A 19,049-nucleotide genomic window follows, 5' to 3' on the forward strand; every position below is an offset into this window, starting at 1 on the left:
TTTTAAGGCGACTGAGAAGTCGCCTTTTTTATGCCTAAAATTTGTCATCAAGTAACGTAGAGAGGAGAAAGAAATGAAAGCCTACCAACGCCGCTTTATCGAACTAGCATTAGCAAAAAATGTCCTGAAATTTGGTGAGTTTACACTGAAATCAGGAAGGGTGAGTCCTTACTTTTTTAATGCCGGTTTATTTAATACAGGGCGTGATTTGGCTTTATTGGGGCAGTTCTATGCGCAAACATTATTAGATAATAATGTCTCTTGTGATGTGTTGTTTGGACCCGCTTATAAAGGGATACCGATTGCAACCACAACGGCAGTCGCATTGGTTGAACATCATGATATCGATATTCCTTACTGTTTTAATCGTAAAGAGGCAAAAGATCATGGTGAAGGAGGAACATTAGTAGGAAGTCCATTGAAAGGTAATGTTGTGATTGTTGACGATGTCATTACAGCAGGTACTGCAATTCGTGAATCAATGGAAATTATCAAACAGCATGATGCAACGCTTTCTGCGGTGTTATTAAGTTTAGATAGACAAGAGAAAGGACGCGAAGAACTTTCTGCAATACAAGAGTTAAAACGTGACTATCAATGCCAAGTGCATTCGATTATTACTTTGGATGATTTAATTAGCTATCTAAGTGAGAGCGAGACTCTGTCTGCGCATTTACCTGCGGTTAAAGCTTATCGTGAGCGCTATGGTGTGAATTAATAAAGTTAATACGCGATAAACGAGTGGGTCAATTATAGATAAAAAAAAGCCCTCGCCCAATGATGGGCGGGGTGAGTAGTACAATGAATCTTCTGCGATAATTATCACAGATATTGAAATATAAAAAGGACGTTTACAGCAGGGGCAAAGCGAGTTGCTAATGCCACAATATAGGAATTGCACGAATGCCATTCCTGATAAATACATTGAGGTAACTCTGTACCAGAGGACGCATGTTAACACAAATAAGAAAAAAACGGCATATCTGTCAATTTCAAATTGTTGAGTTAAATCACGAGTCCATCATTTCATTGTAATTGTGCCAAAATTAATGGCCAGCGGGCTTCAAACTCCTGAGTGGGTTGATAGCGAAATTCTGTGCGTACAAAGCGCGCTAGCATACCTTCACAAAAAGCGAGTAGTTGTGAAGCAAGTAACGCTTCATCATGCAAGAAAGCACTACCTTCACGAATTTTACGCTCTTTAATGACTTGCCGTAATTGAACCTCAATACGTTCATAAAGTTGGTTTATTCGCCCTTGCAATCTGTCTTGTTCAAACATTAATGCATGACCAGTCAAAATACGAGATAGCCCCGGGTTTTTTTCAGCAAAACCGAGGATCAAGATAAGAATTAAGCGAATTCTTGCAACAGCGTCTTTTTCGTCTTTTAAAATCAAATTAATACGGGAGACTAAGCTATCTTCGATAAACTCAATTAAGCTATCAAACATTTTGGTTTTACTTGGAAAATGTCGATAGAGTGCGGCTTCAGATACACCCACAGTGGCAGCAAGCTTCGCCGTTGTGATGCGCTGACTACCGTCACTTGATTCCAACATTTGGGCAAGTGACTGTAAGATTTCATCCCGTCTATTTCTTTTCTTTTTGGTTTCTTTTTCTTCTGCCATGACTGATAAGGCCCCTGCTAAAAGCAAAACAAATCAGTAAACCTTTGCACTAAGATTTTTTAGTGCAAAGGGAGTGATATCGTCATTGATATAATTAATGCAAGACGTATTTATTATTGGCGGCCGGAGTGACCAAAGCCACCGCTACCACGTTCCGTTGCGGTAAAATCATCAACAATATTAAATTCAGCTTGAACTACTGGTACGATAATCATTTGAGCAATACGTTCACCCGGTTCGATGGTGAATGCGGTTTGACCACGATTCCAAACGGACACCATCAGTTGTCCTTGGTAGTCAGAATCAATCAGTCCGACTAAGTTACCCAATACAACACCGTGTTTATGACCTAAACCTGAACGAGGAAGCACCATTGCTGCTAATCCTTCATCGGCAATATGTACAGCAAGACCTGTAGGTAATAATTCGGTTTGCCCAGGTTCAAGAACCAATGGTGCATCAAGGCAAGCGCGTAAATCTAAACCAGCAGAGCCTGTTGTGGCATAAGCAGGAAGTGGATATTCTTGACCAATACGTGCATCAAGGATTTTAACATCAATTTTTTTCATCATAATGTTTGGCTATCTCGTCAAGTAGGCGATGGCTAAGTTGTGCTTTACTACTGTGTGGTAAGCGCGTTTCTCCATTAGCCCAAATAAGGTATAATGCATTGTTGTCACTATTAAAGCCTTGATTTTCTAATGAAACATCATTGGCACAGATTAAATCGAGCTGCTTTTGTTCTCGTTTTTTGCGAGCATATTCTTCCACATTCTGGGTTTCGGCTGCAAATCCAACAACAAAAGGACGGTGTTCAACCATTTTTCCAACACTCGCGACAATGTCGGGGTTTTTTACCATAGTGATGGTGACTTCATCACCTTGTTTTTTTATTTTTTCAGCCGCGATAAGTTTAGCGCGGTAATCAGCAACAGCCGCACAACCAATAAAAATATCTTGTGAAGGTGCGATTAGCATCACTTGTTCATACATTTCTTGTGCACTTTCAACGTCAATACGTTTAACACAAGCGGGTGTCGGTAATGTGACAGGTCCTGTGATAAGGGTGACATCAGCGCCACGTAATGCGGCTGCTTGTGCAATCGCAAACCCCATTTTCCCTGAGCTATGATTACTGATAAAACGCACGGGATCTAAAGCTTCACGAGTCGGTCCTGCGGTTATCGTGATTTTCTTACCAGCAAAATCTTGAGGTTGTAAAGCAAGTTGTTTTTCCGTTAATGAGACGAGTGCGAGAGGATCTAACATTCGCCCTGGTCCTACATCACCACAAGCTTGACTACCCGAATCAGGCCCCCAAATTAAACAGCCACGTTGTTCTAATGCTGATAAATTTTCTTGTGTAATTGTGGCTCTGTACATTTGCTGATTCATTGCTGGCGCAATAGCGACAGGTGCACTACTCGCTAAACAGAGGGTGGTAAGTAAATCATTTGCCATACCCACTCGTAAACGTGCAATAAGATCGGCAGTTGCAGGTGCAAGTAGAATTAAATCAGCCCATTTACCTAATTCAATATGCCCCATAGCGGCTTCTGCGGCTGGATCAAGTAAATCATCAGCAACAGGAAAACCAGAAACGGCTTGTAGTGACAGCGGCGTCACAAATGCATGGGCCGCGGGTGTCATTACAACTCGCACAATCGCACCTTTATCACGTAAACGGCGTACAAGTTCTGGTGCTTTATAGGCCGCAATACCACCACTGATACCAAGAATAATCTTTTTGTCGTGAAGTGTAGTCATGATGAAATGCCTAAGTACATAAATAATTGTCCGTAATTTTACCACAAGGTCATCGTGAATTCGGAATTCTATGTAACTTTATGTTTTATATGTTAAATTTTTGCGATTACTCTCGCATAAATTTGATATGTGTCTTTTTTATACAAGATGTGCAGTTTATAGTAATTTAGCTGTATAAAACAACAGTTGTTTTATGATTGGCATTTTATGATGACTAATGCTTCACCTAAAGCCCAATATTTATGTGAATAAATAAAATAGATCATGAATACCATTACCTTGACTTATTAAGGAGTCCACGGATGGAAAATCAATCGGTTAGTGAACTTTTACCTCGAGAAAAATTATTACTTTATGGCGTGGGATCACTCACTGATATTGAGTTATTAGCGCTCTTTTTACGGACCGGTACTTATGAAAAATCGGTATTAGAATTAGCAGCTTTTCTACTTAAAGAGTGTGGTTCTCTTTATCACGTTCTTAATGCAGATTATGAAACATTAGGGCGTTTTAAAGGCATTGGTGTGGGAAAATTTACCCAGTTACAAGCTATCAATGAAATGGCACAGCGTTTTTCCACAACACAATTTATGTATAAAAATGTCCTTTCTTCTTCTGAAGAGACAAAGTATTACTTACAAAAATTACTTCATTGGCGAGACCGGGAAGTGTTTGTAGTTCTTTTTCTGGATAATCAAAATCAATTGATTGCATTTGAAGAGATGTTTAAAGGAACAATTAACCGAGTTGAAGTGCATCCGAGAGAAATTGTCCGCCAATCAATAAAAAAGAATGCAACATCCATCATTCTTGCTCATAATCACCCTTCTGGTGTTTGCGAACCAAGTCTTGCAGATAAAGAAATCACAGAAAAAATTTTTACTGCTTGCCAATTAGTGGGGGTAAATGTACTCGATCACCTTGTGATAGGGCATGATGATTGTGTTTCGTTTGCTGAACGAGGGTGGTTGTAGCGAATATTTTTGTAATTATTGTCAATCTTTATTTGTACGGGTCTTGAGCGTTGAGGCCATTGGGCGTATACTACGCCACCTTTGAGGATCTTGGGTTTGGCGAGAAGAGCCTATCTCAGCAAGTTTTTTCTGAGGTGTTTACACAGTTTTTCAATCGTTAAAAGTTGCTGAGATGGGCTCCAAAGCCTGACGAGGCGGTCAAACCTGATATTAAAGCTCGAGCTGATTAGATTTTTGGAGAATAGACATGTCCCGAGTCTGCCAAGTTACCGGCAAGCGTCCTGTGAGTGGAAACAACCGCTCTCACGCATTAAACGCGACTAAACGCCGTTTTCTGCCAAACCTGCACTCTCACCGTTTCTGGGTTGAGTCTGAGAAACGTTTCGTAACTCTGCGCGTATCTGCTAAAGGTATGCGTGTGATTGATAAGAAAGGCATCGAATCTGTATTAGCAGATTTACGTGCCCGTGGTGAGAAGTTCTAGGAGCTGAAAAATGGCTAAAGGTATTCGCGAGAAAATTAAACTCGTTTCTTCTGCTGGTACAGGTCACTTCTATACCACTACGAAGAACAAACGCACTATGCCAGAAAAACTGGAAATGAAAAAATTCGATCCAGTTGTTCGTCAACATGTGCTTTATAAAGAAGCTAAAATTAAATAATTTTAGTTTTCTTAAAAAACCCGACCTTAGTGTCGGGTTTTTTGTTATCTGAAGCTCGCTAAGTATAACAAAGTAAAGCTATTGTGATCTTCGTTGGCTCTTTAGTTATACTATGGCTCTTTTAAATCATCAGATAAATGGATTGCGGATGAGTAAGTCAGTATTATCAATATTACATACAGAATCATCTTGTGGGTGGGGTGGTCAGGAAATTCGTATACTGACGGAATCTCAAGGTATGATCCGCAGAGGGCACCGAGTAGCATTAGTGTGCTGTCCTACATCCAAAATAGCTAAGGCTGCGCCTGATTATGGTATTGAGGTTTTTACATTACCGATTGAGAAAAAACGCGCATCAGCATTAAAAGCATTTCGTCAATGGCTGAAATTACATCGTCACCAATTTGATGTGATCAATACTCATAGTTCAACGGATGCATGGTTAGTTGCCGCTTCTTGTGCCACATTACGCCATTCCCCTGTGGTTGTTCGAACGCGTCATGTTTCTACGGATGTTTCTCGTTCATTACCAACACGGTGGCTTTATCTTTCATCCAGTGCCCATGTTGTCACAACGGGTGAAAAATTACGACAGACTCTCCATCAGCATAATAAATTTCCATTAGAAAAAATGACATCAGTGCCTACTGGAATTGATTTGCAACGTTTTTTTCCACAAAACAAAGCACAAGCTAGGGAAAAAATAGGAATACCGAATAAACCAACGTTAGGTATTGTGGCGACTATGCGAGTGTGGAAAGGATATAAATATTTAGTAGAAGCATGGAAATCATTGCATCAGCAGTTTCCTGATTGGCAATTAATTTTTGTTGGTGATGGACCTCAACGTAAAAATTTAGAGCCGATGGTCAAAGAGGCAGGATTATCACAAAGTATCTTCTTTCTTGGTAATCGTAATGACGTGCCTGACTGTTTAAATGCAATGGATCTCTTTACGCTACCGTCTTTTGGTAATGAAGGGGTACCGCAAGGGATTATGCAAGCAATGGCCTGTGGTTTACCCGTTGTTTCTACAACCGTGGGAGCGATTAGTGAAGCGGTTATTGATGGTAAAACCGGATTTACATTAGCACCGCAAGTACAAGAATTATTAACCAGTCACTTAGCTAAATTAATGCGCTCAGATGAATTGCGTGAACAGATGGGAAAAGCGGCGCTTGAACATGCTGTTTCACGATTTGGTTTAGATAATATGTTAGATAAGATGGAAAGGATCTTTATTCAGGCAATCAACGGTAAAAATAAATCAGTATGATTAATGTTGATAATAAAGTCGTGAAACTATTATCTCTTATCAATGGGGTTTATTCATCTTATTGATGAATATTTGTAATACTTTTTAGTGTATAGTCTAAGAAGTAAATGTATCATTTAAGCCAAATAAAAAGCATATGGATCCAAAAAATATATTGGTTATAGCGGTAGCGCGTTTTGGTGATACATTACTTATCACTCCCGTTATTCATGCCTTAAAACAGCGCTGGCCCAATGCTCATATTCATGTATTTGCACATAAGCGTAGCGCATGCATTCTTGAGCATAACCCTGATATTGAGGGTATTAGACATTTTTCTAAAAGAAGTGCTGTTTGGTCAGGTTGGTTACCCCATAAGCCTTATGATTTGGCTTTGGTATACGGTAATGATCGTGAATTGGTGAGTTATGCTCGCCGCCAATCTCATCATACGGTTGCTTTTGCTGATATGTCTCAGCAGCAAGGCAATGTGACTTGGATTGCGCGTCCTAAGTCGCCGATGGTGGCACAAAAAGAGCGTGCCTTATTAATTAATGCATTAGGGATTTATCCGAGTTGTTGGCAATTACGTTACTTTGTCAGTGATGAAGAAGCGACTTTTGCACAACAATTTTTAAACGATAATTCATTAATTAATAAGAATATTATTGGTTTTCAACTGCAAAGTTTTCCCGCTAAGGCCTATCGAGATTGGCCCGTGGAAAATTTTCTGCAATTAGCAAAACAGATTATTACCCATGACGCGAGTACGTACTTTTTGCTATTAGGTAGTAAAGAAAGTGAACAATTATCCATTGATTTAGCTAAAAAAATCGGTGAAGACCATTGTTTAGCCTTAGCAGGTCGAGTTTCAATGCGACAAAATGCGGCAATTATGGCGAATTTATCGCTTTATGTTGGGGTAGATACAGGACCTACACATTTAGCAGGGGCTTTAGATATTCCAATGGTGGCGTTATATCATAGCTATCACCCAGGGCGCTATTTAGCCCCATTACAACATTCTTGTTGTCAGGTTATCCAACATCCAACGTCGTTGGAAAATGCCCGCCGTGAAGATAATATGGCTGAAATATCAGTCGAAGAAGTGTGGAATGCAGTGCGTAATATCATTGATGGAATAAAGGTGAAAAAGTAATTCATGAAGATCGGTATAATTGATGTCACAATCACCATGTCTTATGGCGGGATCCAAACAGCCGTTTGGGAACTGGCTAAGCAATTACATGATGCTGGGCATGAAGTTCATCTTTATGGTGGCAATGGCGATATTCGACACAATCTGGCAGGACGCCAAATACAGGTACACACTTACCCCTATACCCCAAGAGATAAAGTGATTGATCTGGGGGGACGTTTTCGCCGTATTGTTGAGCGCTATACTTTTGCACGACACGCTAAAAAAGAGGTTATCAGCCAACATTTTGATTGGATTATTTTAACGAAGCCTTTCGATTTTTTTTGGCCTTCTATGATGCCTAAATCATCCTCAACGCGTTTTTGCTATATGAGTGGGGGCACCAGTTTTTTCAAAGGCGATCGCCAATTAGGTAAGAAAATTTCAGCATGGGTTGCATGTAGTCACTTTAATGCTTGGCAAATTCAACATCATTTTAAGCAATTTCCTCGTGTAATTTATAATGGCGTAGATATTGAAAAATTTAAACCGATGCACACCGCATTGCGAGAGCAATTAGGTATAAATACATCGACTTTTTTACTCTCATTTGCTGGGCGATTAGTCGGTTGGAAAGGGTTAAGTGTTGCAATCGATGCCATAGAACAGTTAAAAGGTGAAGATGTTAAGCTCTTGATTATTGGTGCAGGTGATGATCTTGAGCGATTAAAAAAGAAAGCGATTTCTAAAGGTGTTGCAGAGCAAGTTATTTTTCATCAACCTGTTGATCATAATATGTTACCTGAGTTTTATGCCGCCAGTGATGCAGGTATTTTCCCAAGTACAGGCGATGAAGCCTTCGGTATTACGATTGCAGAAGCAATGTCATGCGCAAAACCAGTAATTGCCAGTCATATCGGCGGTATTCCTGAAGTTGTCGGTAATGAAGGGACTGCGGGATTATTAGTCGCCCCAGGCAATGCAGATGAAATTGTGATGGCAATTAATCATCTCCGTCAATTACCTGATAGAGGAAAAGCAATGGGTGAGAATGCACGTATCCGTATAGAAACACGTTATACTTGGCAACATTCTGCACAACGTTTATTACAGGCATTAAAATTATAATGATGAAAATTGCTTATATAGATCCTTATCCCGTACCCGATTATCGAGTCGCATCCTTGCAGGTTGTTCAAATGATTGATGCAATGGCTCGTAATGGTTGTTTGGTACATATGGTATCTCCAGTTTCATTAATCACGGCAGATACTTTTTTGGGACGGGATATAGATAAGAATGTTTCTTTTACTGGACTGAAAAATATACGAAAAAAATGGTTTTTCCCATTTAATAGCCAGAAAATATTTAATCATCAGGTCTCTACATGGTTAAGAAAAAATCCTGTTGATGCCATATTTACCCGTAATTTAAAAATGGCGCACTATTTATTACGTAAACACCCACAAATTCCTTGTTTTTTTGAAGGGCATGAAGTTTTTTCTCAGTCTTTTCGTGAATCTCATGATCTACAGAACCCTAAAAATCAACGAAAACTGGCTAAATTATTAAAAATAGAAGCCATGGTTTATCAGCAGTGTGCTGCTGTTTTTGTAAAAACACCATTAATAAAAGAAGACATTATTAATATCTACCATATTGAAACTCCGATTTATGTTACGCCTAATGGTGTTGATTTATTAGCCGCGCAAGCACAAGAAAAAGTAGGTGACTTGATAAGACGTCAAGATGAAACGCGAGTATTGTATTTAGGTAGTCTTCATCCATGGAAAGGGCTTCCTACTATTATTCATGCTTTACCTTTATTAAAGTCAGTTCGCCTTTATGTTGCCGGTGGTAAACCAGAGCAAATTGCTGTTTTAGAAAATCTCGCTAATAAATTAAGTGTCTCTGATCGCATTTGTTTTATGGGATATATTGAACCAGTGAAGCGTTTTGAAGTGATTGCTAACGCCGATATTTGTGTTCTACCACTTACAGATAGCAGTATGGGGGGGCGTTATACTTCACCGTTAAAGCTATTTGAATATATGGCGATGAAAAAACCTATTGTGATTTCAGATTTGCCTTCAATTCGTAGTGTTATTGATGATGATTTAGTGGAATTTGCGACGAGTGGCAATGCGGCTAGTTTTGCGAAGGCGATTGAACATATCATTGATAACCCCAACACTGCTAAAGTGAAAACAAATAAGGCACTTTCGTTTATTATTGAAAGATTCAATTGGGATAAATGCGCGAAAGAGACATTGACTCTTATTCAAACAACACTAAAAAATGCTCGCCGTCATTAATACTCGGTTTCTATTGCCCGTTTACTCATTAGAAATGGTAAACAGGCTAATAGTTTTTTAAGTCATAGAGATGGCTATTAAATATTTCTATTATTATCCATATCTACTGTTGTTGATAGATTATTTAATAGCGAATAACGCAATGCCAACATTAACCCCACCAAAATACCCACTTGATTAATATAGGCATTTTCAAAGAGTCCTCGTAGTACATAGACTCCTAAAAATGACATTAATAGCACTAAAGCCGCTTGGCGAATAATCCCTTGGTTTTTTCTTATTAGCTGAATGCCTTGCGCGATTATTGAAGCGCAGAAATAGAGAATACCAATCAATCCTAAAATCCCCCCTGCAAACCAAAAAGCTAAAAAGACATTGTGGGGTCCAATAGACTTTTTAAATATCCATTTTGGATGTTCTTTAACTCGCTCATTATAGACATTATGGTAAAGCTGATTGCCATAACCATAGCCTTTTATCGGTTGTTCTAAAATCAGATCTAACGCTGAGCCTTGGGTACCGTTATCAAAACGTAATCCACTATTAGTTTGAGTTAATTTATGTTGAAGTAATTTACTGATAACAGGATTTGTTGGTAAATTTGTCGCACCAATAAATAATAGAGTGCAGGTTAACGCACTTATTATTATCAGTAACCATTGGCGATTAATAACGAAGATAAGTAGCGTGCTAACCGCTAATGCCACCCATGCACCGCGTGCTAAGGTGCCTAACATGATAAAAATAAATGCTAAACTCACAACCGTTAATAATAGCCAATTAATAATGGTGTTTTGTTTTTTTAAAGCCCATAAAGTGAATATAATGGGGAAGAAAAATAGAAGAGCATAGGATATTTCACGATGTAATCGCTGACTTTTTATTGTAAAAGGCCAAATATTTTTCTGATACTCCAAATAATACTGCACCAACTCTTTAGCCATAATTACCAATAACCCAATCGCAAAAGCCACCATTACCATTTTGGCAATATCGGTCGGTTTTTCTTTATATAATACGATTGGAAAGGTCACAGCAAAGAGCAGTAAGCCATTTAAAATGGGTTTATTAATTTCTTTTATACTGATACTGGGTTCGACAGAAATTAGGATGGAATAACCAATAGTCAGCAATAAAAACAGCAACGAGAAAGCCAGATTATTTTTAAAGATTTTGCAGATAGTCTTAAAATCACGTACCAGATACCACAGTGCGGTTGCACCAATTAATCCCATCACAATATTTTTATAGCGGGTGATATCCGGTAAATAGATCAATATAATGTAAAGCCCAATAATGGATAAATTCCACAGGGATTTTTTACTATAGTCTTTAAACACCATCATAATAATCTGCTATCGTCCTTTATACTTTTAGGGATGTCGATCATACAATAAAAATATGTTTATCGCTGTATCTCTTATCTGATATTAATGGAGCCATCTGTGCCTGAATTACCGGAAGTTGAAACCAGTCGTCGAGGTATTGAGCCTCATCTTGTCGGCAATGTATTGCACTATGCCATTGTGCGTAACAGTAAACTACGTTGGCCTGTTTCAGAAAAAATAAAAACCTTACTGGATGAGCCTATTTTAAGCGTAAAACGGCGTGCTAAATATTTGCTAGTCGAGCTTAATACAGGATGGATCATTATCCATTTAGGGATGTCAGGAAGTGTACGCATATTATTAGAGGAACAACCTGAAGAAAAGCATGATCATATCGATTTGGTTTTTCGTGATGGCAAGGTACTGCGTTATACCGATCCTCGACGCTTTGGTGCTTGGCTATGGTGCGAAGATTTAGCCACAAGCTCGGTATTAGCCCATTTAGGGCCAGAGCCGCTTTCGGATGAATTTAATGCTGAATATCTCTATCAACAATCGAAAAATAAAAAAACAGCCATAAAACCATGGCTAATGGATAATAAATTAGTGGTGGGTGTCGGTAATATTTATGCTAACGAAGCGCTATTTTCATCGGGGATTATGCCAGATAGAAAAGCCAGCAGTTTAACGCAAGAAGAGTGTGAGGTTCTGGTAACGGCGATTAAGCGAGTCTTAACCCGCTCCATTGAGCAAGGGGGAACAACACTTAAAGATTTTCTGCAGTCTGATGGTAAACCGGGTTATTTTGCGCAAGAGCTATTTGTTTATGGTCGTAAAGATAAACCTTGTTTGATTTGTGGACATGCTATTGAAAGTATCAAACAAGGGCAACGTAGCACATTTTTCTGCCGACATTGCCAACATGGTGAAACTGAGCGCTAAATTTTACCCAGTTTTTTTAGCATGGCGGTGGTGACGACTTCAGGTAAAAAGGTTGAGACATCACCATCATGGCGTGCTACATCTTTAATTAAAGATGAAGAGACAAATGAAAGATTTTGAGATGGCAATAAAAATACACTATCAAGATCGGGTGCAAAATGTCGATTCATATTGGCGAGTTGCCATTCATATTCAAAGTCAGAAACGCTGCGGACACCACGAATTAAAATGGTTGCTTGTTGTTGCTTAGCAAAATTCGCCATTAGTTCACTAAACCCCACCACTTCAACATTGGATAAATGGCTTGTGACTTCTTTTGCTAAATTAACGCGCTCTTCTAAAGTAAACATCGGGTTTTTACGAGCACTATCGGCAATTGCTAATAAAACGGTATCAAACATACCAGCCGCACGCGTTAAAATATCAATATGACCATAAGTGATAGGATCAAAGGTTCCGGGGTAGATAGCTTTATTTTTCATGATTGATCGTCTTTTGGCTGAGTTCCCATAAAGAAGCATATTTATTAAAGGTATACTGTGCGTTAACAAATGCCAGTATTAATCCCTGTTTTCCATCTAAAAACCCCATTCTTAACAACCATGTCTTAAAAAAAGCGCCTACGGTATGGCTTAAAATTGAGCCGAAACTGACTTTTTTACCTTGTTGATGGCGTTCTTTTGCCCATTCGGTAGCATATTTTAGCTGTTTTTGCTGAAACGCCATAAGATCGCGGCAAGTAAGATGCAGAAGATCACCTTGTAAGGTTTTAACGGTCGCGCCTTGGGTTTCTAATGATTCATGAACTAAATTGTCGTTATATTGGTAATGTTCACGAGCATATAAACGGGTCACTTTATCGGGATACCAACCGCTGTGTTTCATAAACCGCCCCATAAATAAATTACGGCGAGCGCAGTTATAAACAACATGTTGCTCTTCAGGCTGTTGTAATACAGTTTGAATGCTCGTTTTTAGTTCAGGTGTGACACGCTCATCACTATCAATCATAAAAATATAATCGCCAGTGGCATATTGTTGCGCCAGTTGACGTTGTTTACCAAAACCTGGCCACTCACTGTTGACAAAGACTTTCGCCCCTCTCTCTGTCGCAATACGACACGTATCATCTTGGCTACCTGAATCTAACACAATGATTTCATCAGCCCATTGTACAGAGTCTAAGCACTCGCCAATGACATCAGCGACATTTTTACTGATCATCACCACAGAAAGGCGCTGACTTTGGCTCATTAGTGACTCCGAGGGGGAAGATAAGGTGAAAGTAAGGTAAGTAAACGCAGTAATGCCCCTTGATTCTCATGAAGCACTTCAACAGCGTGGCGACCATAGTAACGACGATAATCTTCATCATTAAGTAGTGAGGCAATAGCTGTTGCCATGGATCCACTGTCTGTTACAGTAATTAACCCTTCTGCTTGATCAAGTTTGGCACAGATATTTTTAAAATTAAAAGTATGGGGCCCCATAATCACAGGGATAGCGTGAGCGGCGGCTTCTAACGGATTATGACCTCCACGCTCAACCAAACTCCCCCCAACAAAGGCTAAATCTGCAATACCATAGAGCAACATCAGCTCCCCCATCGTATCGCCAATAACCACTTGGGTTTGTGTATCAGGTACAGCATCCGTGCTTCGTAAGGTATATTTTAATCCTGCTTCGCGTGTTAACTGTTCCGCTTTAGGAAAACGCTCTGGGTGGCGAGGCACTAAAATGAGCAAAAGCTGCGGAAACTGGGTCAGTAGCTTTTTATGTGTCTCTAAAATAATGGTTTCTTCACCTTCATGGGTGCTCGTTGCTATCCAAACTGGGCGATGAGCAGCCCATTGGCGACGTAACGCAACGGCTCTAGCGGCTAATTCTGGAGTGACAGAGATATCAAATTTTAAGCTACCCGTGACATGTAAATGCGAACGTTTGAGCCCTAACTCGATAAAACGTTCACCATCTTCCTGATTTTGAGCGGCAATTAAGGTGATTTTTTGGAGCATCGTTTTGACAAAACTGCCTAATTTCTGATAACCCGCCGCAGAGCGTTCAGATAAACGGGCATTAGCGATAATCAACGGGATTTTTCGTTGATGCAGTTTTGAAATTAGATTAGGCCATAACTCCGTTTCCATAATGATCACCAGTTTCGGGTCAACTGTATTAAGAAAACGATTAACTGACCCCGGTAAATCATAAGGAAGATAGACATGATACACATCATCACCAAATGCAGAACGAACTCGCTCTGAGCCAGTTGGTGTCATGGTAGTGACCGTAATAGGTAAATCAGGATAGTGATGACGTAGAGCGCGAACAAGTGGTACTGCGGCGAGTGTTTCACCGACAGAAACGGAATGTAACAATATCCCTTGAGGCACGACTTTGCCTTTGCAAAAGCCATAGCGTTCTCCCCACCGTTTACGGTAGGCGGGTGCTTTACGGCTACGTAATAAAAGACGTAACCAAATTAGAGGTTGAATAAGGTAAAGAAGTACCTGATATAAACGCAACAACATGCTATCAAATTCACTTATCTAAACGAACGCTTATAGTATCACACTGTGTGGGATAAAGTGTGTAAAACAAGTAAGCACGGATTAAGGAATTAAAGCGATATACTGCTTTAAAATATGGTTTAGTTCAAATTTTGCATAGGATGACGGCAATATTTGAGGTGGTGAATAATATGCAAGACGAAGTTTTTCTGCGAGAGCGTTGCTATCCATGGTAGAGAGGTAATCAGAAAGTTCGTCTGTCATAATTTCGCTGACTCCACCCGGGCATCGAGTACTGACAATAGGTGTTCCGCAAATTAAAGCTTCAATTAACACCGTAGGAAGTCCTTCACTATCAGAACTTAATGCGACGACTTTCGCATCTTTAATCGCAGGGAGCGGATTAGAGATAAAGCCAGCGAGTACAACCTTTTGTGTTAGGTTGAGTTGTGCTATTTGTGCTTCTAATTTTTGTTTAATTGCAGGCATTCCTTCACCTAAAAGGATTAATTGGCAAGGTAAATCTGCTTTAGCAAAGGCTTCAATTAATCGGTCTTGTCTTTTTACTTCATGTAGTCGACCTACATGTAAAATATACTCTTGTTGAGTAAATGGATTCGGAAGGGTGGCTTTTTGTTGTATTTCTTCAATATTAAAAGGGTTATAGATAGTTTTTAATTGACGAGCATGAATACCAATTGCATTGATTAAATCATCTTTAACTGCATTAGAGACACAAACGAGATTTTTATCTTTGTAAACCCGTTGAATTTTGGTTTTTTTCAACCAATATGAAAATCCTGATTTATTGCCAAGATAAGATTGAGAGTAAATGCCATGAATACAGTACCAAACATTACATTTTTTTAGTTGTTTGGCGCGACAAACAATACGGTCTGTTTTATGTAAGTTTGAAAGAACAAGTGCTGGACGCCCTTTTTTAGCAAAAAGTTGTGTCAGTACATTATCAAGTGATTTTGCTCTGCGCGAGATTTCTGTCAATTTCCTGAAAATACCACGATAGTTATCATGATCAACAATATAATCAATAAAATCAGGTAGTTCATACGCTAATTTATTATGTAAGGATAGTAATGTGACTTGATATCCCGCTTGATGAAAGCCATTAGCTAACCTGAGCGTGACATTTTCAGCACCACCACCGGGTAATCCATCAATAATAAAAAGTATATGTTGTTGACTCACAAGGCTAATATCCGTTTATAAAGTGAAATAAGCTCGCCTGACAATCGTTGTGGTGTATAAGGGAGGATAGTCTCTCTTGCCACTTGTGACATTTCTGTCCACGCTGTATTTTTTGGGATCTGTACAATTGCATTAGTTAACGCTGAAATATCTAATGCATCACAAACAAATCCATTTTTACCATTTTGAATAAATTCTGCACCACCACAGGTTGTTGAGGTGATCACAGGTAAACCGCACGATAATGCCTCAAGAATAACATTAGGGAAAGGATCGTAAAGAGTAGGAAGAAGCAATGCATCCGCCATTTGATAAAAATCGAGCGTTTTTTTCTGCATACCTAAAAAGAAAATACGCTGTTTACAACTTAATTGTGTCGCGAGTTGTTCGTATTTTTGCTGATTTTTATCATTTCCAACAACTAACAATATCGCTGGTGTCTTTGCGATTGCTGAAATAGCAGCCGCTAACCCTTTACGTTCAAAACCTGATCCTACATAAATAAAGCAAGGCACATCTTGTGGAATATTATATTGCGTCTTTAATCTTTGTTTTTGAGAATTTGTCGCAGGTACGAAAACATTATGGTCAATTGCATTGTAAATGACAGTTATTTTATCGGCAGGGACACCAAAATCCTCAATAATCTCGTTTTTTACCATCTGTGAATTACAGATAACCTGTTTTAATGCCGGATCAGCATACATCTCTTTTTCTGCATTCATAACATAGCGATGGTATCTATCATAAAATAACCAACGACCTTTCCACTTCGGTAAAATTCGTTGGCGTTGTAATAACCATCGGCGATGTACACCATCACCCGCACGAAAAATATCACAACCAGCGATACGTTCATGACTCTGGACAATATCAAAATGATGTTCTTGCCAATATGCTCTAGCGGCTCTAGCGAAACCAGATTCTCGGCTAATTCGGCCTAATTTTCGAGGGTTACATAAATGAATATGCCAATCAGGGTGAGTTTCACCTTGCCATTCTCGCGTGATCACATTGAGTTCAAGATCATCGTGTGATAACGCATCTAATGCGCGGGCAATAAAGCGTTCTGCTCCACCATCAGGGCGATATTTTTGTCGAACAATGGCGAGTCGTAATGGGTGATTCATTAAGATAAATGCCTTATAGCTGTGTTGTAAACTACCTCAACAGGAATAGCAGAAAGATAACGTTGTTGGGTATCTGTTTTTATATGATCTGGGTGTGGAATATCGCCATAATTACCCGCCCATATTGTTTCACCTACCGCTTGCCAAGGGTGCCAATGTTCAAGTTTAGATGAGCCAAAAAGAGCTACTAAAGGCGTTTTGAATGCCGCAGCCATATGCATTGCGACAGAATCAACACCGATAAAAAGTCCTGCATTATCAATTAATACCGCAAGTTGAGATAAAGAGGTTTGCCCTGCTAAAACCGTTATCGCTTCTTTGTTTGGGCATTGTGCCAAAATTGTTTCTATCATCTCTAATTCTTTCGCTTCTGGGCCTGAAGTTAAAACCACGGAATAATGGCTTTGCTGAAGCGATGTAATTAAATTTGCCATTTTATCTTCATCCCAGCATTTGAAAAACCAGCGAGATGTTGGTTGTATCACGATATAGTTTTTAGGGAGATGATGTTTTTCAATCGTTTCAGTTAACCACTGTTTATCGGCTTCGCTATAAGCCATCATAACATCCGAAAGAAGAGGAATATTAAGTGGAGCAAGGATACTCAGATTTTGTTCAACCGTATGGAGTTGCCCATGATCAGCGGTAGAGACAATCATGTTATGACATTTTTGCCAAAACTGACTGTTTTTACGCTTTTCAAACTCAAAACCTAAACGAACCTGTGCTTTAGTGATTAAAGCAAAAATGGCCGCTTTCCATTGGTCGGCTAAATTTACCACGAGATCATAGTGTTGCTTTTGTAATGTTCGACCCAGTTGCCACTCTTTCTTGATACGAGTGAATTTACCTTGGTATTTCCAATTGCGATCCAGATAATAAATATTATTTATTAATGGATTATGCTCAAGCATAGGCAGTGTTTCTTTGTATAATAAAACATCAATCGTTGCATTAGGATAAGCTGATTTTAATGAGTGTATAACGGGTGTCGTTAATAACATATCTCCATGATGTTGGAGCTTTATAACCAGTATTCTATTAAATGATTGATTTATATTAGTCATAATTACTTTAGCTTGAGTGAGATATCTTGATTGTAAACAAAACAACTAAATGCATCCACAAAACCTAATCTATATTGATTGAATTGATGTTTTCTACTGCATACCATAGTATTAAATATAAATCAGTTAGCCTATTATCCATTAATTGGCAGGGTATGCATGAAAAAACCAGCATTTATTATCACATTAGATACCGAAGGCGATAATCTTTGGGAAAATGAGTGTAACCAAATTACCACTCAAAATACGCATTTTCTTCCCCGTTTTCAGCAACTTTGCGAACGTTTTCATTTTAAACCTGTTTGGCTAACAAATTACGAAATGGTGATGGATGAAGCGTATATCGAGTTTGCTCGCGATGTGATTGCCCGTAATACGGGTGAAATTGGTATGCACTTACATGCATGGAATAGCCCGCCACTCACGCCTTTAACCGATGATGATTTACGTTATCAGCCTTATTTAATTGAATACCCTAAAGCGCAAATGCGAGAGAAAATCGCATTAATGACCCACCTGCTAGAAGAGAAACTGCAAACTAAAATGTTAAGCCATCGTGCAGGTCGCTGGGCATTTAATGAGATTTATGCACAACTTCTGGTTGAATTTGGTTATCAAGTTGATTGCTCTGTCACACCTAAAGTGGATTGGCGTTTTACTAAAGGCGACCCCGCACAAGTGGGTGGTACTAATTACACTGATTTTCCAAGCCACGCTTATTTTATGGATCTCGATGATATCAGTAAAACAGGAAATTCAACGTTGCTAGAAGTGCCAATGAGTATTCAATATAAGCACTCGCCTTTAATGAATAAAGTGAAGCAGGGTTACGATAAATTAAGAGGCAAGCAACGAGCACCATCGGTTAATTGGTTACGCCCTAAAGGTGGTAATGCCCAACAGATGATTGAAGTTGCTGAAAAATCGTTAGCACAGGATCATGACCATATTGAGTTTATGTTGCATTCATCTGAATTTATGCCGGGTGGTAGTCCAACATTCCGAACTGAACAGGAAATCGAAGGGCTTTATGAAGATTTAGAAACATTATTTAGTTTCTTGTCAGATAAAGTACAAGGCATGACGTTAGCTGAGTATTATCAAAGTAAGGTGCAGGCAAAATAAG

The 19,049-nt window shown here is 39.1% G+C and carries 20 protein-coding genes; 10 read left to right on the top strand and 10 right to left on the bottom strand.

Going from position 1 to position 19,049, the window contains the following annotated elements; translation table 11 throughout:
- The first annotated feature begins 73 nt into the window (after positions 1 to 73).
- Positions 74 to 718, top strand: coding sequence for an orotate phosphoribosyltransferase (gene pyrE / locus SB028_RS00090; RefSeq protein ID WP_069366894.1), 645 nt, complete (start codon positions 74 to 76; stop codon positions 716 to 718).
- A gap of 308 nt (positions 719 to 1,026) precedes the next feature.
- Here the strand turns inward: pyrE and slmA are convergent, their stop codons facing one another.
- The 3 genes from slmA to coaBC all read right to left on the bottom strand — a co-directional run bounded on the left by slmA (position 1,027) and on the right by coaBC (position 3,396).
- Positions 1,027 to 1,629: a nucleoid occlusion factor SlmA gene (gene slmA, locus SB028_RS00095; protein ID WP_023583381.1), complete on the bottom strand. Its 603-nt coding sequence runs from the start codon at positions 1,627 to 1,629 to the stop codon at positions 1,027 to 1,029.
- 113 nt (positions 1,630 to 1,742) lie between these two features.
- Positions 1,743 to 2,201 carry a dUTP diphosphatase gene (gene dut / locus SB028_RS00100; protein WP_069366893.1) on the bottom strand — a complete coding sequence of 153 codons (459 nt, stop codon included), beginning with the start codon at positions 2,199 to 2,201 and terminating at the stop codon, positions 1,743 to 1,745.
- A complete protein-coding gene (coaBC, locus tag SB028_RS00105; RefSeq protein ID WP_069366892.1) occupies positions 2,185 to 3,396 on the bottom strand; it encodes a bifunctional phosphopantothenoylcysteine decarboxylase/phosphopantothenate--cysteine ligase CoaBC in 1,212 nt (403 codons plus the stop codon). The genes dut and coaBC overlap by 17 nt, the downstream gene beginning before the upstream one ends.
- Positions 3,397 to 3,698: 302 nt before the next feature.
- Between coaBC and radC the strand changes: the two genes are divergently transcribed.
- From radC to SB028_RS00140, 7 genes are all read left to right on the top strand, one after another.
- Positions 3,699 to 4,370, top strand: coding sequence for a RadC family protein (gene radC, locus SB028_RS00110; protein ID WP_069366891.1), 672 nt, complete (start codon positions 3,699 to 3,701; stop codon positions 4,368 to 4,370).
- A 247-nt stretch (positions 4,371 to 4,617) separates the two neighbouring features.
- Positions 4,618 to 4,854: a 50S ribosomal protein L28 gene (gene rpmB / locus SB028_RS00115; RefSeq protein ID WP_036914542.1), complete on the top strand. Its 237-nt coding sequence runs from the start codon at positions 4,618 to 4,620 to the stop codon at positions 4,852 to 4,854.
- 10 nt (positions 4,855 to 4,864) lie between these two features.
- Entirely contained in the window at positions 4,865 to 5,032 is a 168-nt protein-coding gene (gene rpmG / locus SB028_RS00120) for a 50S ribosomal protein L33 (RefSeq protein WP_006534250.1), read from the top strand.
- Between the two features lie 148 nt (positions 5,033 to 5,180).
- Entirely contained in the window at positions 5,181 to 6,308 is a 1,128-nt protein-coding gene (locus SB028_RS00125; RefSeq protein WP_069730318.1) for a glycosyltransferase family 4 protein, read from the top strand.
- A 136-nt stretch (positions 6,309 to 6,444) separates the two neighbouring features.
- Entirely contained in the window at positions 6,445 to 7,446 is a 1,002-nt protein-coding gene (locus tag SB028_RS00130; RefSeq protein WP_069366890.1) for a glycosyltransferase family 9 protein, read from the top strand.
- A gap of 3 nt (positions 7,447 to 7,449) precedes the next feature.
- Positions 7,450 to 8,553: a glycosyltransferase family 4 protein gene (locus SB028_RS00135; RefSeq protein ID WP_069366889.1), complete on the top strand. Its 1,104-nt coding sequence runs from the start codon at positions 7,450 to 7,452 to the stop codon at positions 8,551 to 8,553.
- A complete protein-coding gene (locus tag SB028_RS00140; protein WP_286139180.1) occupies positions 8,553 to 9,740 on the top strand; it encodes a glycosyltransferase family 4 protein in 1,188 nt (395 codons plus the stop codon). The genes SB028_RS00135 and SB028_RS00140 overlap by 1 nt, the downstream gene beginning before the upstream one ends.
- A gap of 77 nt (positions 9,741 to 9,817) precedes the next feature.
- Here SB028_RS00140 and rfaL read toward each other — a convergent pair whose 3' ends face one another.
- Positions 9,818 to 11,086, bottom strand: a complete 1,269-nt coding sequence (gene rfaL / locus SB028_RS00145) for an O-antigen ligase RfaL (protein ID WP_069366888.1) — start codon at positions 11,084 to 11,086, stop codon at positions 9,818 to 9,820.
- Positions 11,087 to 11,185: 99 nt separating this feature from the next.
- Here rfaL and mutM point away from each other — a divergent pair, with 99 nt between their 5' ends.
- A complete protein-coding gene (gene mutM, locus SB028_RS00150) occupies positions 11,186 to 12,010 on the top strand; it encodes a bifunctional DNA-formamidopyrimidine glycosylase/DNA-(apurinic or apyrimidinic site) lyase (RefSeq protein ID WP_069366887.1) in 825 nt (274 codons plus the stop codon).
- Here the strand turns inward: mutM and coaD are convergent.
- The 6 genes from coaD to rfaQ all read right to left on the bottom strand — a co-directional run bounded on the left by coaD (position 12,007) and on the right by rfaQ (position 17,923).
- Positions 12,007 to 12,492 (bottom strand): pantetheine-phosphate adenylyltransferase, encoded by a 486-nt coding sequence (gene coaD, locus SB028_RS00155; protein WP_069366886.1) that lies wholly within the window; start codon positions 12,490 to 12,492, stop codon positions 12,007 to 12,009. The genes mutM and coaD overlap by 4 nt on opposite strands.
- Complete coding sequence (locus tag SB028_RS00160; RefSeq protein ID WP_069366885.1) at positions 12,482 to 13,264, bottom strand: glycosyltransferase family 2 protein; 783 nt, start codon at positions 13,262 to 13,264, stop codon at positions 12,482 to 12,484. Before SB028_RS00160 ends, coaD begins: the two co-directional genes overlap by 11 nt.
- Complete coding sequence (gene waaA / locus SB028_RS00165; protein ID WP_069366884.1) at positions 13,264 to 14,541, bottom strand: lipid IV(A) 3-deoxy-D-manno-octulosonic acid transferase; 1,278 nt, start codon at positions 14,539 to 14,541, stop codon at positions 13,264 to 13,266. The genes SB028_RS00160 and waaA overlap by 1 nt, the downstream gene beginning before the upstream one ends.
- Positions 14,542 to 14,622: 81 nt before the next feature.
- The gene (locus SB028_RS00170) at positions 14,623 to 15,726 is read right to left on the bottom strand and encodes a glycosyltransferase (protein WP_069366883.1); all 1,104 of its coding nucleotides are present in this window, start codon (positions 15,724 to 15,726) and stop codon (positions 14,623 to 14,625) included.
- Complete coding sequence (locus SB028_RS00175) at positions 15,723 to 16,856, bottom strand: glycosyltransferase family 4 protein (RefSeq protein WP_069366882.1); 1,134 nt, start codon at positions 16,854 to 16,856, stop codon at positions 15,723 to 15,725. Before SB028_RS00175 ends, SB028_RS00170 begins: the two co-directional genes overlap by 4 nt.
- Positions 16,856 to 17,923 carry a putative lipopolysaccharide heptosyltransferase III gene (rfaQ, locus tag SB028_RS00180; protein ID WP_069366881.1) on the bottom strand — a complete coding sequence of 356 codons (1,068 nt, stop codon included), beginning with the start codon at positions 17,921 to 17,923 and terminating at the stop codon, positions 16,856 to 16,858. The genes SB028_RS00175 and rfaQ overlap by 1 nt, the downstream gene beginning before the upstream one ends.
- Positions 17,924 to 18,082: 159 nt before the next feature.
- On the opposite strand from rfaQ, the gene SB028_RS00185 reads away from it, so the two are divergent.
- Positions 18,083 to 19,048 (top strand): polysaccharide deacetylase family protein, encoded by a 966-nt coding sequence (locus SB028_RS00185; protein ID WP_069366880.1) that lies wholly within the window; start codon positions 18,083 to 18,085, stop codon positions 19,046 to 19,048.
- Position 19,049: the final 1 nt, after the last annotated feature.

Origin of the sequence: Proteus vulgaris (assembly GCF_033708015.1) — a bacterium.
Taxonomy (GTDB): domain Bacteria; phylum Pseudomonadota; class Gammaproteobacteria; order Enterobacterales; family Enterobacteriaceae; genus Proteus.